The organism is Beduinella massiliensis (assembly GCF_900199405.1).
GTDB classification, from domain to species: domain Bacteria; phylum Bacillota; class Clostridia; order Christensenellales; family Aristaeellaceae; genus Beduinella; species Beduinella massiliensis.
The window spans coordinates 110,715-125,583 of sequence record NZ_LT963428.1 but is presented as its reverse complement, the minus strand read 5'-3'; the positions used below and the strand labels follow the sequence as shown (position 1 = coordinate 125,583).

Sequence of the window (14,869 nt, the reverse complement as noted above, 5' to 3'; positions counted from 1 at the left end):
AAGCTACGCCCACCCCCGCGCCCGTGTTCGGCGCGTACACGGTGGACGAAAACCAGCCGGATCCGGAAAGCTGCGCGCTGCACTTTGAAATCACGCGCGCGCTGGACGACGTGCGGGTGCTGGACGTGCTGCTGCTCCTGCTTCCGCCGGACGCCGTAAACACCAAGGAGGAGCTGCTCGCCGCGGTCAAGGGGCTGCCGGAGGAGAGCTGGGCCGAGGAAAACCAGCTCTGGCCCGACGACAAGGACAGCAAGCAGCGCTACGCGGCCAGCGTGCCCTACGGCACGCGCTTCGCGTTTGCGCTTCGCGTCCGCAGTTCCAAGGAACTCGTCGTGAGCCCGATCTACGACCCGCTCGACCCGCAGGACGCCCCGGCCACCCCGACGCCCGACCCGAATGCCACGCCGGAGCCGGAGATTCCGCCGGACGACAGCGAGTGGGACGAGTTTGAGGAGCCGGAGGTGCCCCCGCAGGTGCCCTCCGCCGACCAGGCGCCCTACGTGAAGCCCAAGGACGACGACATGGACGGCCTCTTCTCCCGCACCGAATACCGCCTGGGCCTCGACCCGCAGCGGCGCGACAGCCTGACGGACGGCTATTGGGACGCCCTTCGCCTGTATCTGGGCGAGGCGCTGATCCCGGACGCCGCCTCTGAAAAGCTGACGGGGCCGACCCCGGCGCCCGCGCTGACCTCCACGCCGCGCGAAACCCCGGAGCCGGAGCCCACCAAAACACCCGCCGCGACCGCGACGCCCGACGCGGAACCCACGGCGACGCCCGCGCCCACGGAGTCGCCGGTGCTCAAACAGGCACCGGACGCCGCGGCCTTGCAGCAATCGGTCGACGCGGGGCTGATCGCCTCGCCCGTGGGCGACCCCGACCCGGCCGCCTACGCCGCGGACTACCGGAAGAAGTGGACGAGCGGCGGCACCTCGTACATCGGCTTCATCGACCACAGCAAGCTGCGCATGGCGCTCATCAACAACCGCGCGGTCTTCACCGGCACCGTGGGCTCGGGCGAGCAGCTCGTGGTGGACGGGGCGATTTCCCTCTCCTCCATGGGACTGGGCGGCAAGAACTACAACTCCGTGCGCTCGTTCGACGTCTCGCGCGACGGCGCCCTGGCCTTGCTCTGCGACCGGCGCGAGCGGGGGGCGGAGCTCACGGACGACGCCCGCATCATCGACCTGGTGAACATGCGCGCTTACCGCGTGATAGGCACGAAGAACGCGCTGAACATCGCCATGAGCTCGGACGGACGCTACCTGGCCTACGCGACGAAGGAATACCTCGTCCGCTTGGATCTGTCCACGGGCGAGCGCTTTGTGGAGGCCGATCCCTCCCGGCTGGAGCGCGTGGACATGCTCTCGTTCACGAAGGACGACGTGCTCATCACGCGCGTGACCTCCATGGGCTGCACCGCGCTTTCCCCGTCCGGGGAGTGGACGCTGGCCGCGCCGGAGGGCATCGTCTTGCGAAACCGCGACCTGAACGGCCTGACGGTCTACGACAAGGACCAGCTGGAGCTTGACATCAACATCCAGGTCTACTATCAGACCACCGGTCTGTACGTCAAGGGCGAAGATAAGAAGGCTGTGCGCAACTTCTCGCCGTCTTATTTCCGCCGGAGCCTTCTGAACAAGGAAATCGAACCATAAGATATGGGGCTGTTTTGAGTGCGCAGGCGGCGTCGCCGCGCCCAAAACGGCCCCATTGTATCACCCGGGAGGTGTTTTTCATGGATTGGCTTCACATATTGCTGCTCTGCATCTCGCTTTTGCTCCTGGCGGCCGTGGTCGTGCTTTCGATCTGCCTGCGCCGCGCGCGGCGCCAGCTGACGCTGATCGGCGACGCCTTTGCGGACATGAAGGCGGGCAACCGCTTTCGCCTGGTCGGCGCGGACGGGTCGGAACAGAGCCGCAAAATCCTGAGCGACATCAACGACATCCTGCTCGACCACCGCTCCAAGCTCCTGCACAAGGAGCAGGCCGCGCAGACGCTGCGCCTGGAAAAGTGCGACCTGTGCGGCCTCACGCGCTCGGTGCTCTCGGAATGCCGCCCCCTGCTGGAAGGGAGCGGCCTGCTGCTGGAAGAGGAGATTCCGCAGGCCGCGCTGCCCGTGCTGATCGACCGGGCGGCCTACGCGCGGGCGCTCACCAGCCTTTTGCAGAGCGTGACGCTGCGCGGCGGCGCGAAGGAGGTGCGCCTGAGCGTCCGCGCGCAGGGCAAGCGCGCCGTGGTGCTGGTGATGGACGACGGAAAGCCCATCGCGCAGGAGGACCTGCCGTACCTGTTCGAGCAGAGCGACGCGCCGGACGGCGGCCTCAACGCCGTGCGCGCGCTGGTCGAGCGCCAGCGCGGCACGCTGGGCGCAAAAAGCACGCCCGAAGAGGGGACGTGCTTTACGATGACCTATCCCATGTAGCGGGTCGCGCTCCGCACCCCTTCGCGGCGGCCGGGCCATGCGCGCCGGCCGCCGTTTTTGTCGTGCGGGGAGAGGGGGAAAGCCCGCGCCAACGGCGCGAAAGGCGCTGGCATCGACCCATTTGAAACGGGTTATTTCTTCTTTCGGATGCTGTTTTCGATCCTTCTCTTCGTGTTTGTACAATAGGCCCTGATTTCAATGCTGCACATATAGGTCGTGAAGACGTCGTTTCCACATTCATCGAACAAACGCTTGAACGGCGTACACAAGAGGATCCTGTCGGTCTGGTTGTAAAACATGAGCTGAATGGGGCACTCCATGAGCTTGCTTATACCGGAGACAATGAGAAGGCCGTGTTCTTCGAGGAGTTTCGGGCTATCGCGCAGCACGCGCTTCGCCTTACGCACCTCATCCATGCATTCTTCCTGTCTGCCGCCCGTCAGCGCCCCAACCGCTACGCGTTGCAGGTTCTCGCCAAAGTCGGTATCCACGACGGTCTGCGCGGCATCCAGCATGAAGTCATATCCATACTTCCACGTAGCGCGATAATCCGCCAGCATCCACCCGTTTTCTTCATGAATCCCTTTTAGCAGCATTTTTTCCACCTCCGTATTTCGTTCAGCCAGGGTTTCGTTCACGCCGTCCAACTCTGTCTTTTCTTATTTTACCATGGCGTTTTAGAAGATTCCACCTTATCGGGAAAAACCGAGACGCTTAAATAAAATACGCCGGGCGCGAGGGGACGACGCCCCCGCACCCAGCGAAAACTGCACCTGTTTTCCGGCCGCGCCGGTTATTTTTTGTTTTTGCGCCCGGGCCTAGGCGGGTCCTCCGGCGGCAGCGGCCGCGCGATGATCGAGCGCACGTCCGCGACGATCACGCGGAGATCCTGCCGGAAGCCGTCGAAGATGCCCGTTCGCCAGAAATTGGTGACCGCGATGCCCACGATGGGCGCGACCACCAGGCCCGTGACGCCCGCGACCTTCATGCCCGCGAACATCCAAAAGAGCATGGAGAGGGACGAAAAGCCCACCTGCCCGCCGAGCACGCGCGGCTCGAAGATGCGGCGCAGGGTATAGAGGATGCCGTAGAGAATGAGCAGCTGAAGGCCCATGTTGTAGCGCCCCACGATCAGGGCGATGACGCCCCAGGGCACGATCACCGTGCCCGCGCCGAAGAAAGGGATGAAGTCGAGGAACGCGAGCACCAGCGCGATGGGCAGGGGATAGCTCACCTTCATGAAGAAGAAGAAGGTGAGGATGATCGACATGTCCGCGATCGCGAAGATGAGCTGCGAGCGGAAGAAGCCGCCCACCGCCGTCTTGATGCTCGTGCGCAGCAGCCGCAGGCTCCGGCGGGTGCTGGGCGTCATGCCGTTTTTGATGTGGTCGCGCAGGTCGGGGTAGTCCGCCGTGATGAAGCAGCTCGCCAGCACCAGCACGGTGAGGAAGATGAACTGCTCCGGCAGGCGCATCGCCGCGTTGCTCGTCCACGACACCGCGCGCGAGAGCAGCGTGGAAAGCGCGCCCTTGAACCACTGCCACGCCGTGTCGATGGCCGTGAACAGCTCGGCCTCGATCTCCGCGTACTGGTCGGGCACCTTCTCCATGACCATGCGAAGCTGCTCCATGAGCTGCTGATACGTGTCCTGCATCTGCGACAGGATGCTCGGCAGCGAGCGCGCCAGGCCGATCACCTGACTGATGAGCACCTTGCCGAACATCACGATCAGAAAGCCTAGCAGCGCGTAAAACAAAATCACCATGATGAAGGAATAGACCTTGCGCGTCGCGCCCAGCTTGCGCTGAAGGCCGCGCACCACGGGGTTGAACGCCCACGCCATGATGAACGCCAGAATGAACGGCGTCATGATCTCCAGCGCCAGCGGCCCGCCTAGGTACAAAAGCCCGATCGCCGCGAGCGTGAGCGCCACGTCCAGCAGCACCCGCAGGTAAATTTTTTTCTTTTCCTCGTTCAAGAACGACCCTCCTCGTCCGCTTCCGGCTGCTCAGTTTTCGCCTTCCGGCAGGGCGCTTTGGGCCGGATCCGGAATGCCCAGGAACTCGTAGAGCAGCTCGCGGTTCTTCTCCATGTTCGCTACGAGCACGGAGGAGCCGCGCACCTCGCCGTATTTAAACGTCCCCTCCGCGGGGATGGTGAATTTGCGAAACTCCCCGCCGCGCAGGTGCAGCACGTTTCGCACCGCGTCCGCGACCTGCACGGGCGTCAGGTTGGTGACGTAAACGTGCGAAAGGGTATCGGCCACGCTCAGCGCGAGCGAAAGGTCGATCTCCTTCGCGCCGTTGAGCAGGGCGCTGAGCACCTTTGCCTGCCGGTCCGTGCGGCCAAAGTCGTTGTCGAGCTGGCGGCAGCGCATGTAGGCCAGCGCCTGCGCGCCGTTCAGAAAGCAGTCGCCCTCGTGCAGCGGGTGCTGGTAGTATTCGCCCTCCACCCGCTTTAAATAGGAAGCCTCCTGCGAGGTGAGGTTCACCGTGACCCCGCCCAGCGCGTCGATGATCTCCACCACGCTGGAAAAGTTGACCGAAATGTAGCCCTCGATCGGCAGGTCCACGAGCTCCTCCACCACAGAGACGAGCGCCGCCTCGTCCTGATAGTGCGTGACGGTGTTGAGCTTATCCTCGCGCTTATTCTTGCCCGGCAGCTCGATCTTTAAATCGCGCGCGAGCGACGTAATGCTGACCCTGCGCCCGTCCATGTCGAGGGTGCAGAGCATCATCACGTCGCTGCGCCCCTCGCCGACGGGGCCCCAGTTGTCCTTGCCGATGAGCAGATAGTGCGCCTGGCCGTGCGCGCTGAAAAACCAGAGCAGCACAGCCGCGATGACGAGCACCGCGGCAAGCAGCACGATATATCGCGCACGGATGCGCCTATTCTTGGGGGGAACCTGCGTCTGTGCCATGTCTTCCTCCGCACGATATGTAGTATATGAAAACGATAGCACACCAGAACCCATTCGTCAACGGTCAGTTTTGCCCCGCGTGCAGGGTGACGAGCACGATCTCCGGCGGGTTGTTCAGCCGCCGCGACCAGCGGGGGTTGTTGCCGATGCCCCGGCTCACGCTTAGGGCCATGCCGTTTTCCGCGCGGTGCAGCCCGGCGGTGAAGCGGGGAAGCAGGCCCTGGTTGAGCCCTACCAGCGGCCCCACCAGCGGAAAGCGGACGAGCCCGCCGTGCTCGTGGCCGGACAGCGTCAGGTCGTAGCGCGCGGCGGCGTACGCGTCGAAGTGCTCCGGCCTGTGCGCCAGCAGCAGCGCAAAGGGCGCGTCGCCCCGCAGCGGCGCAAGGCGCGCCTCGTAGGCGGCCGTCTCGCCCCAAATGCCGCCGTCCGCGTCAAACGCCGGGTCCCGGACGCCCACGACGGCGATTTCGTCCCCGCCGCGCGCGATCAGAGCGGCCTCGTCCTCCAGGACGCGCACGCCCAGCGCGCGCAGCGCCTCCTTCAGGCGGCCGTAAACCTCGGCCCCCACCTGGCGCTCGTGGTTGCCGGGCACGTAGTAAACCGGCGCAAGGCGCGCAAGGCGGCGCACGAACCGGAGCGCCGCTTCCATGTCCCCCGTGTCGATGAGGTCGCCCGTGATGCAGACCGCGTCCGGCCGGAACGCCTCGCAGCGCCCGGCAATCGCCTCAAAGCGCGCGCCGAAGTCCTTGTCGTGCAGGTCGGAGACGTGCAGCACGCGAAAGCCCTCGAACGCCGCGGGCAGATTTTCGCTTTGCACGTCCACGGGGGTGAAGACGACCCCGTCGTTCTGCTCGATCACATAGGGGATGAAGAGCAGCAAAAAAATCAGCAGCGCAGCGGCCCGGCGCAGCGTTCGCGCATGGGATCTCCTTTTTTGGTCCATGTTAAGCACACCCTTTTGTTGATTTCATCCTCATGCTACCGCGCGCAAATCAACAAAAAATCAAGGACGGTTGTATTTCCAGTTGTTTCGGTGTATAATAAAATGTCTATGTACGTTTATGCCGGACGCATCGCGCGGGCGCGCGCTCACGACGCCCCCGCGCGAAAGACCGTCCTGGATATAAACGCGGCCGTTTTCACGCCGCGAGAATACTGCAAGAAAGCGCCTGCCACGGGCAGGGGCCTGTTTTCTTGTGACCCAAATGCCGTTCGCCGGTGCTGACCATCCCGGCCTCGGCCCCATTGAAAGAAAGGAAATCATCTATGCCCAATCAGGAAAACGAAAATCAGAATCCGGCCGCAGGCCGTCAGAACCCGCAGACCCCCGCCGCAAACGGCGCCCAGGAGGGCCAGCAGCCGCGCCGCCGCAGGGCCCCGCGCCGCAATCCGCAGGCCGCGCAGGATGCGCAGACCCCCGCGGGCACGAAGAGCGCGCAGGGTTCGCAACCCTCGCAGGGTTCGCAGCCCTCGCAAAACGTGCAGCCCTCGCAGGGCTCGCAAGGTGCACAGCCTGCGCAAAACGCGCAGGGCCAGCGCCGCAGACAGCCCCGCAAGAACCCCGCCCAGGGTCAGAACACAAAGGCCGCAGCGCCCGCAAAGGCTTCACAGGGCTCGCAGCCCCAGCAGGGTTCGCAGCCCGCACAGCCTGCGCAAAACGTGCAGCCCCCGCAGGGCTCGCAGCCCCCGCAGGGCCGCAGGCAGCCCCGCAGGAATCCCGCGCCGCAGGGCGCGAAGGCCGCCCCGGACGCGCCCGCCGCGCAGGGCGGCAGGGGAGGACGGCAGCCCGCCGCGAGGCCCGCGGGCGCGCAGGGAAGCCGCCAGACCGGCGCCGCGAAGCCGCAGGGCCCCCGCCAGGGCGGCCGCAGGCGCATCGCGATCGAGGTGGGCGGCAAGCCCGCGATCTCCGCGACGCTGCAAATGGTGGGCCGTAAGCCCGCCATATCGGCCAGCAAGGCGAGCGTGCACCCCCAGCGGGCGACGCTGCGCCTGATCCCGCTGGGCGGCATGTGCGAAATCGGCAAGAACATGACCGCCTACGAGTACGGCAACGACATCATCATCGTGGACTGCGGCCAGTCCTTCCCGGACGAAACGATGCCGGGCGTGGACGCCGTCATTCCCGACTTCACCTACGTGCTGCAAAACCGCGACCGCGTGCGCGGCATCTTCCTCACCCACGGCCACGAGGACCACATCGGCGGCATCCCGTACCTGATGAAGGAGCTGCGCGCCCCGATCTACGGCGGACGCATGACGATGGAGCTGGTCAAGTACAAGATCGAGGACCGCATGCCGGGGCTGCTCAAGAGCTGCACCGTGAACACCGTCCGCGACGGCGACGTGATCCAGGCGGGCTGCTTCTCGGTGGAGTTCATCCACGTGAACCACTCCATCGCGGACGCGTCGATGCTGGCGATCAAGACGCCGCTGGGCTACGTGATGCACTCCGGCGACTTTAAGGTGGACTACACGCCCATCGACGGGGGCATCATCAACCTGCAGCGCATCGCGGAAATCGGGCGCGCGGGCGTGCTGCTGTTCGTGTGCGAATCCACGAACATCGAGGTCAAGGGCTTCTCGGTCAGCGAGCGCCACGTGGGCGAGTCGTTCGCGGGCATGTTCTCGGGGGCCAAGGGCCGCATCTTCGTGGCGACCTTCTCCTCGAACATCTACAGGCTGCAGCAGATCTTCACCGCCGCCGAGCGCCACGGACGCAAGGTCGCGCTGGTGGGGCGCAGCATGCTCAACGTCTTCAACGCGGCGAACAGCCTGGGCTACATCCAGATGAAGCCGGACACGCTGATCGACATTGGCCAGATCGACAACTACCCGCCGGAGCGCGTGGTCGTCATCTCCACCGGCAGCCAGGGCGAGCCGATGTCCGCGCTGACCCGCATCGCGTTCTCCTCGCACCGCGAGGTGGAAATCGTGCCGGGCGACACGGTCATCATCTCCGCGACGCCCATTCCCGGCAACGAAAAGCCGATCTACAAGGTCATCAACGAGCTGTACAAGCGCGGCGCGAAGGTTTACTACTCCGCCATGGCGGACGTGCACGCCTCCGGCCACGCCTCGCAGGAGGAGATCAAGCTCATCCACGCGCTGGTCAAGCCGCGCTACCTGATCCCCGCGCACGGCGAATACCGCATGCTCTATCAGCACGCGGAGCTCGCGAACGCCCTGGGCATGGCGTGGGAGAACATCTTCATCCTCGGCAACGGCGACATCTTCGAGATCAGCAAGGGTAAGGCCGCGATCACGGGCTTCACCAACGGCGCGGCGGTGCTCATCGACGGCGCGACGAGCGTGGACGACCCGGACAACCTGGTGCTGCGCGAGCGCAAGCTGCTCTCCGACGACGGCGTGGTCTCCGTGGCGCTGGCGATCGACCGCAAGACCGGCGAGCTGAGCGCGCCGCCGGTGGTGCACGCCATGGGCTTCCTGTACGACAGCGAATACCAGAAGATCACGCGCGACTGCGAAAAGCGCGCCGTGGACTTCGTGCGCCGCATGAAGGCGCAGAACAAGAAGATGTCCGACTGCGTGCAGCTCATGCAGGGCCAGATGAAGAGCTTCCTGTACGAGAAGACGAAGCGCCGCCCGGTCGTGATGGTTTCGCTCATCGAGCTGTAAGGCGCGGAAAAGGCCGCGCAGCCCGAAACCGCACAGAAATCCTTCTCTCACATGTCTCATGGGGGAGAGGGATTTTTTTCTGCGCAGCGGCACTCCCACGGCTTTGAAAGGAAATATCATACTATGCGAGGGCGAAAGCACCCGTTGCTTGCGCCCTCTTGTTTACCTCATATATTTCGTATGGAGCGGAGACGAGATAGAAAAACTTACAATCGAATGGTATAATGTATTGGCAGAAGAAATAGATAAGCCGATATTTGAGGACGTGAAGATATGAGAATTGGCGAAGTAAGCTTAAACACAAACGATGTGGTAGCGCTTGCAAATTTTTATAAGCGATTGTTAGGAATAGATAATGGTAGCAACGATGAAATACACCAAGTATTAATAGGGGAAGAAACACAACTTTCGATATACAATGATGGTTCACACAAGAATAACGACAATCAGAATATCAGTTTAGCCTTTACCGTGAAAGACATTGCGGCAGAATATCAGAAGCTACTTGAAATGGGGGTTGAAATTATCGAAGAGCCTGTGCAGCGTCCTTGGGGAGCTACGAATATGAGTTTTTATGATATCGATAGAAATAGAATTTATTTCAGAAGTTTTCCTGCCTAGCGTAGATTTCCATTTTGGAAGGCCTGGGACATTTCCAGCAAACAAAAATACAGCTCCTTTATACGCAAGAGGGTACCCGCTCGCGGAAAAACGAATTGCCGGGAAGCATCCCAAACGCTCCTTGTTTTTTTCAAATGGTTATCCATATGAAACTTGTGAAATGAAGTGGAAAAGCAACGTGCAATATGATATAGTTTAGCTATCGAAAAGAAGGATGCTGATATTTGTCCTGTGAAGGAGTAAAGAATTTGAAATATCTTCCAATGGCGGCCGAGTTTAAAGACATTCAGCCCATTAAAAAGGGTATGTCAAGCGATAAAAAATACTATGTCACCGCAAAAAACGGAGAGCACTTTTTATTGCGGCTAGCTGACTATGAAGAATTTGAGCGAAAAAAAGCTGAATACGAATTGATAAAAAAACTTTTCCGTTTGAATGTCCCAATGCCGTCGCCGATTGACTTTGGCGTCTGCAATAACAAAACGGGCGTATATACCTTATTGTCCTGGATAGACGGAGAAGAGGCCGAAATAACGATACCCAAACTATCCAAAGAGAAGCAATATGCATTAGGGATAGAATCGGGAAGGATCCTGCGAAGAATCCATACCCTGAATGCGCCAGAAAATATTTCTGACTGGGAGACGCGGTATTTTTCCACCATGGATGAAAGGCTGGAAGCGTTTCGCAGGGAGGGCATCCTGTTTGAGGGAAGCGACATTGTCTTAAATTACATCGACGCCAACAGGCATATGCTTCAGAAGCGACCGCAGTGTTATCATCATGGCGACTACCATTTGGGCAATTTAATTCAATCCAAAAGCGGGCAGCTTTTTGTCATCGATTGGCATACTGTTGATTTTGAGAATTACGGAGATCCATGGTACGAGTTTAATCGAATCGGCATCGAATACCCCTATTTTGCATCAGGCCAAATTAACGGTTATTTTGACAACCACGTCCCCGAAGATTTTTGGAAGCTCCTTGCATATTATCTTTCTGCCAGTGCAATCACTTCGATTGTATGGTCTAAATATTTTGCTCCGGATAGATTGGCTTCCATTTTGGAACTGAATCAAAATGTCTTAAAGTGGTTTCATAATATGAACAGCGATATCCCGACATGGTATATCCTGTGATAGCAGAGTTAAATCTTCTCTCTCTATAAATCTTTCTGATACACATGCATAAAGAATGATCTGCTTTTTGAAGGGGATCTCCGTTTTAGCGGGCGAACCGCATATTCAATACGAGCGCAAAGGAGGACATTCCATGGCGGATATGCCCATTGTCCACGTCCTGAACGGGCGTCAGAAAAAAATTTTGCAGGGGCATCCCTGGGTTTACGGCAACGAGATCGAGCGCGTGGAGGGGGAGCCTGAGGACGGCGGCCTCGTGCAGGCGGTCGATTTTCGGGGGCGTTACCTCGGCACGGGCTTTTACAACAGCCGATCGCTCATCACCGTGCGCCTGCTGACCCACCGGGGCGAGGCCGTGGACGACGCGCTGATCGCGCGGCGCGTGCGCGCGGCGGTTTCCTACCGCGACCTGAGCATGCGCCGCGAGGGCACGGACTGCCGCCGCCTGATCTTCGGCGAGGCGGACCGCCTGCCCGGCGTCATCTGCGACCAGTTCGCGGACGTGGTGGTGCTGCAAATTCTGGCGCTGGGCATGGAGCGATGGACCGACGTGATCGCGCAGACGCTGACCGACTGCGTGCCCACGATGAAGACGCTGCTGCTGCAAAACGACGACGCCATCCGCAAAAAGGAAGGCATGGAGTGCTTCACGAAGGTGCTCTATGGGCCGCAGCCCGGCCGCACGGTGGTGCACGAGAATGGCATCGCCCTGCACGTGGACGTGCTCGGCGGGCAAAAGACCGGCTACTTTCTCGACCAGAAGGAGAACCACCTGTTCCTGCGCCGGTTTGTAAAGGACGCGCGCGTGCTGGACTGCTTCACCTACATCGGCGGGTTCGCGCTGAACGCGGCCGTGGGCGGCGCATCCTCCGTCACGGCGGTGGACATCTCGCAGGATGCCTGCGGCCTCGCGGCGGAAAACGCGCGGCTGGGCGGGCTCGACGTGAACGTCGTGTGCGAGAACTGCTTTGACTTCCTGCGCGAGCAGGTGCGCGCGAAGGAGCATTACGACGTGGTGGTGCTCGACCCGCCCGCCTTCACCAAGGCCAAGGCGAACCTGGCCAACGCCTGCCGCGGCTACAAGGAGATCGCCCTTTCCGCCATGCGGCTGCTGCCCGCGGGCGGCGTGCTGGCGACGCACAGCTGCTCCTACCACATGCCGGAGGAGACGTTCGTAAACACCGTGCTCTCCGCCGCGCAGGACCTGCACCGGCAGGTGCGGGTCATCACCCTGCGCAGGCAGGACATCGACCACCCGGTGCTGGCCGGCTATCCGGAATCGCACTACCTCAAGAGCCTGTGGCTGCAAATGCTGGACTGAACCCAGGATACCCCGGGTAAGGCCCGCCCGCGCGGGCTTCGCAGGAAACCGGCCCTTTCGGGGGCGTGGGGGCGGCGCCCCTGAAAGGAGTGACCCGATGCGCATCGACGTTTACGACTTTGACGGCACGATCTACGACGGGGATTCCACCGTCGATTTCTGGCTTTACTGCCTGCGCAGGAAGCCTTCGCTGCTGCGCTTTCTGCCGCGTCAGGCCTTAGCGGGCCTGATGATGGCCGTGAAGGCCTGGGATTTCACGCGCGGCAAGGGCGTCTTTCTGCGCTTTCTCGCCGCCATCGACGGGGAAGCCCTTGCGCGCGACTTCTGGAACGAGCCCCGGACGCTCGAAAAGGTCGGGGCGTGGTTCGGGACGCGGCCGCGCGACCTGCCCTTCGTCATCGCCTCCGCCTCGCCGCAGTTCATGCTGACGCCCATCGCGGAGCGCCTGGGCGCGCTGCACCTGGTCGCCACGCGCGTGGACCTCGCGACCGGCCGCCTGGAGGGCGAAAACTGCCGCGCCGCCGAGAAGATCAGCCGCCTGCACAAGCTGCTGGGCGACTTTTCCGTGCGCGCCATGTACACGGACAACGTGAAGGCCGACGGGCCGCTGCTCGCCCTGGCCGACGAGCGCTACCTCGTCACCCACGGAAAGCTGGAACGCCTGGGCGAGGCGTAGGGGACGGTTCGCGTTGACACGGGCGTTAAAACAGGGTATCCTTTTATCAAAGAAACCCGAAAGAGGAGGCCTTCGTATGAAGTTTTGCTGCTGCGCCTACAAGCCCTTCCTTCACAGATAAGCTGTAAAGAGCACCCCAAACAAAGTCCCACGTCGGCGGGGCAGCTTTGCTGTCCCTTGTTTGGTGTCGCCTTTACAGCTTTTTTGTGTAAAGACGGCACGAAAGCGACGCAAGGCCGGGGGCGCCTGCGCCCGCGGCCCTTTTTAGGAGGGACTGCTATGTTCAAGGGACTGCTTTTCTTTATCCGCTGCGGCCTCAAGTACGACAAACTGTACATCGTCTGGCGCGTGCTGTACCAGCTTATCCATTCGCTCGTTCCTATCGTCGCCACGCTCATGCCCAAGTTTATCCTCGACGAGCTGCTGGGGCCCATGCGGCCGCAGAGGCTCCTGCTCTACGCCGGCATCCTGACAGGCTACGCGGCGCTCGCCGCGGCACTTTCCGCGTTTTTCGACCGTGACAGCTTCACCCGACGCTGCCGCGTCAACGCCGAGTTCGACAGCGACCTGCACCGGCGGCTGGCGGACACGGATCTCGAAAACCTTGAAAGCCCGGACTTTCTCGACCTGCGCAAGAAGGCGGAAAAATTTTTGTACTGTGATTGGCACGGGTTCGCCTACCTGCTCGATTGCGCCCTGAACACCGCCGGGCAGATGGTGACATTTGCAGGGCTTTCGGCCGTGATGCTGACACTTCACCCCCTGATCCTCCTGCTCTTCACGGCTCTGGCGTTCGCCGGGGCCGTGGTCGAGGGCCGCGCGAGGACGGACGCCATGCGGCTTTCCCTGCAAATCAGCGCCGACCAGCGAGGGTGGATGTATTACAGCCAGCTCTTCGGGGACGCCGCATTCGGCAAGGAGATTCGCATCGGCCGCCTCGGGCGCTGGCTTGCGCAGCGCGAGCGGCAATACTTCACGCGGGTTAACCAAAACATCAAGGCGCAGAACGACGGTTACATCCGGGCGGGCGCGATCGGCGCCCTGTTCATGCTCGTCGAACAGGGCGTCGCATACGCCTATCTATTCTTCGGCGTTTACAGCGGACGCCTCTCCATCGGCTCCTTCGCCATGTATTCCGCGGCGATCACCGCGTTCGCCTCCGCGCTGCGCTGTATGTTGGAAAGCTTGATGGAGATTCGCGCCTACGATCTGTATTACGAAAACCTGGACGCCTACCTGAAGGCCCCGGCCCGCCTGCGCGAAGGGGCTAACCGTCCTCTTCCGGCGGGTAATCACCGCATCGAGTTCAAAAACGTCGGCTTCCGCTATCGTGGAGCCCAAACATGGGCACTGCGTGGGATCGACTTTACCCTGATGCCGGGCGAAAAGCTCTCCGTCGTCGGGGAAAACGGCGCGGGGAAGACCACGTTCATCAAGCTCCTGATGCGTCTTTACGACCCCACCGAGGGGCAGATTCTGTTGGACGGAACCGACATCCGCGAAATCGACTACGACGCGTACCTGTCGCTTTTTTCTGCGGTATTTCAGGACTACAAGCTCTTTCCCTTTTCTCTGCTGGACAACGTCATCCTGAGCCAACCGCGCGACGTGCAGCGGGCGGAGCGCATCCTGCGCGGCGTCGGGCTCGGCGGCAAGCTCGACCATCTGCCCCGGGGCGCGGATACCTCCGTCTCCCGCCAGTTCGATCCACTCGGCTTCGAGCCCTCGGGCGGCGAGGGCCAGAAGCTCGCGCTCGCACGGGCGTTATACAAAGACGCGCCCATCGTCGTGCTGGACGAGCCGACCGCCGCGCTCGACCCGCGCGCGGAGTTTGATCTCTACCGCCGCTTTGACAGCCTGGTCAGCGGAAAGACCGCCGTTTACATCTCGCACCGGCTTTCCAGCGCGCGTTTCTGCGACCGGATCGCCGTTTTCGACGGCGGCCGCATCGTGGAAGCCGGTACGCACCGCGACCTGATGCAAAGGCGCGGCAAATATGCGGAGCTCTTTACCCTACAGGCGCAGTTCTACGTGGAGACGGACGCCCGGTAAAGCGGCGGGCATCTGCGCTTTCAAACGGCGCTCCGTGCCGTTCATCGCGTACGCGCGGCATGTGCGGCCAAAACAAAAA

The 14,869-nt window shown here is 61.7% G+C and carries 11 protein-coding genes and 1 pseudogene; 8 read left to right on the top strand and 4 right to left on the bottom strand.

Annotated features, from left to right (window positions below; genetic code table 11):
* Positions 1–1,658, top strand: a pseudogene (locus tag C1725_RS19085) (hypothetical protein); the annotation flags it as partial.
* An 80-nt stretch (positions 1,659–1,738) separates the two neighbouring features.
* Positions 1,739–2,425 carry an ATP-binding protein gene (locus C1725_RS00500; RefSeq protein ID WP_102409724.1) on the top strand — a complete coding sequence of 229 codons (687 nt, stop codon included), beginning with the start codon at positions 1,739–1,741 and terminating at the stop codon, positions 2,423–2,425.
* A gap of 131 nt (positions 2,426–2,556) precedes the next feature.
* Here the strand turns inward: C1725_RS00500 and C1725_RS00495 are convergent, their stop codons facing one another.
* The 4 genes from C1725_RS00495 to C1725_RS00480 form a co-directional block, all read right to left on the bottom strand.
* The gene (locus C1725_RS00495; RefSeq protein WP_146009084.1) at positions 2,557–3,063 is read right to left on the bottom strand and encodes a hypothetical protein; all 507 of its coding nucleotides are present in this window, start codon (positions 3,061–3,063) and stop codon (positions 2,557–2,559) included.
* 155 nt (positions 3,064–3,218) lie between these two features.
* Positions 3,219–4,403 (bottom strand): sporulation integral membrane protein YtvI, encoded by a 1,185-nt coding sequence (gene ytvI, locus C1725_RS00490; RefSeq protein WP_102409722.1) that lies wholly within the window; start codon positions 4,401–4,403, stop codon positions 3,219–3,221.
* 30 nt (positions 4,404–4,433) lie between these two features.
* Positions 4,434–5,345 (bottom strand): LCP family protein, encoded by a 912-nt coding sequence (locus tag C1725_RS00485; protein ID WP_346026190.1) that lies wholly within the window; start codon positions 5,343–5,345, stop codon positions 4,434–4,436.
* Between the two features lie 64 nt (positions 5,346–5,409).
* The gene (locus C1725_RS00480; protein ID WP_102409720.1) at positions 5,410–6,288 is read right to left on the bottom strand and encodes a metallophosphoesterase; all 879 of its coding nucleotides are present in this window, start codon (positions 6,286–6,288) and stop codon (positions 5,410–5,412) included.
* 1,019 nt (positions 6,289–7,307) lie between these two features.
* Between C1725_RS00480 and C1725_RS00470 the strand changes: the two genes are divergently transcribed.
* From C1725_RS00470 to C1725_RS00445, 6 genes are all read left to right on the top strand, one after another.
* Positions 7,308–8,981: a ribonuclease J gene (locus tag C1725_RS00470; RefSeq protein WP_346026191.1), complete on the top strand. Its 1,674-nt coding sequence runs from the start codon at positions 7,308–7,310 to the stop codon at positions 8,979–8,981.
* 273 nt (positions 8,982–9,254) lie between these two features.
* Positions 9,255–9,602, top strand: a complete 348-nt coding sequence (locus C1725_RS00465; RefSeq protein ID WP_102409717.1) for a VOC family protein — start codon at positions 9,255–9,257, stop codon at positions 9,600–9,602.
* Positions 9,603–9,850: 248 nt separating this feature from the next.
* Positions 9,851–10,741, top strand: a complete 891-nt coding sequence (locus C1725_RS00460; protein ID WP_346026189.1) for a phosphotransferase — start codon at positions 9,851–9,853, stop codon at positions 10,739–10,741.
* A 133-nt stretch (positions 10,742–10,874) separates the two neighbouring features.
* Complete coding sequence (locus C1725_RS00455; protein WP_346026188.1) at positions 10,875–12,062, top strand: class I SAM-dependent rRNA methyltransferase; 1,188 nt, start codon at positions 10,875–10,877, stop codon at positions 12,060–12,062.
* Positions 12,063–12,159: 97 nt separating this feature from the next.
* Positions 12,160–12,738 (top strand): haloacid dehalogenase-like hydrolase, encoded by a 579-nt coding sequence (locus C1725_RS00450; protein WP_102409714.1) that lies wholly within the window; start codon positions 12,160–12,162, stop codon positions 12,736–12,738.
* A gap of 279 nt (positions 12,739–13,017) precedes the next feature.
* Positions 13,018–14,790 (top strand): ATP-binding cassette domain-containing protein, encoded by a 1,773-nt coding sequence (locus C1725_RS00445; RefSeq protein WP_102409713.1) that lies wholly within the window; start codon positions 13,018–13,020, stop codon positions 14,788–14,790.
* Positions 14,791–14,869 lie beyond the last annotated feature (79 nt).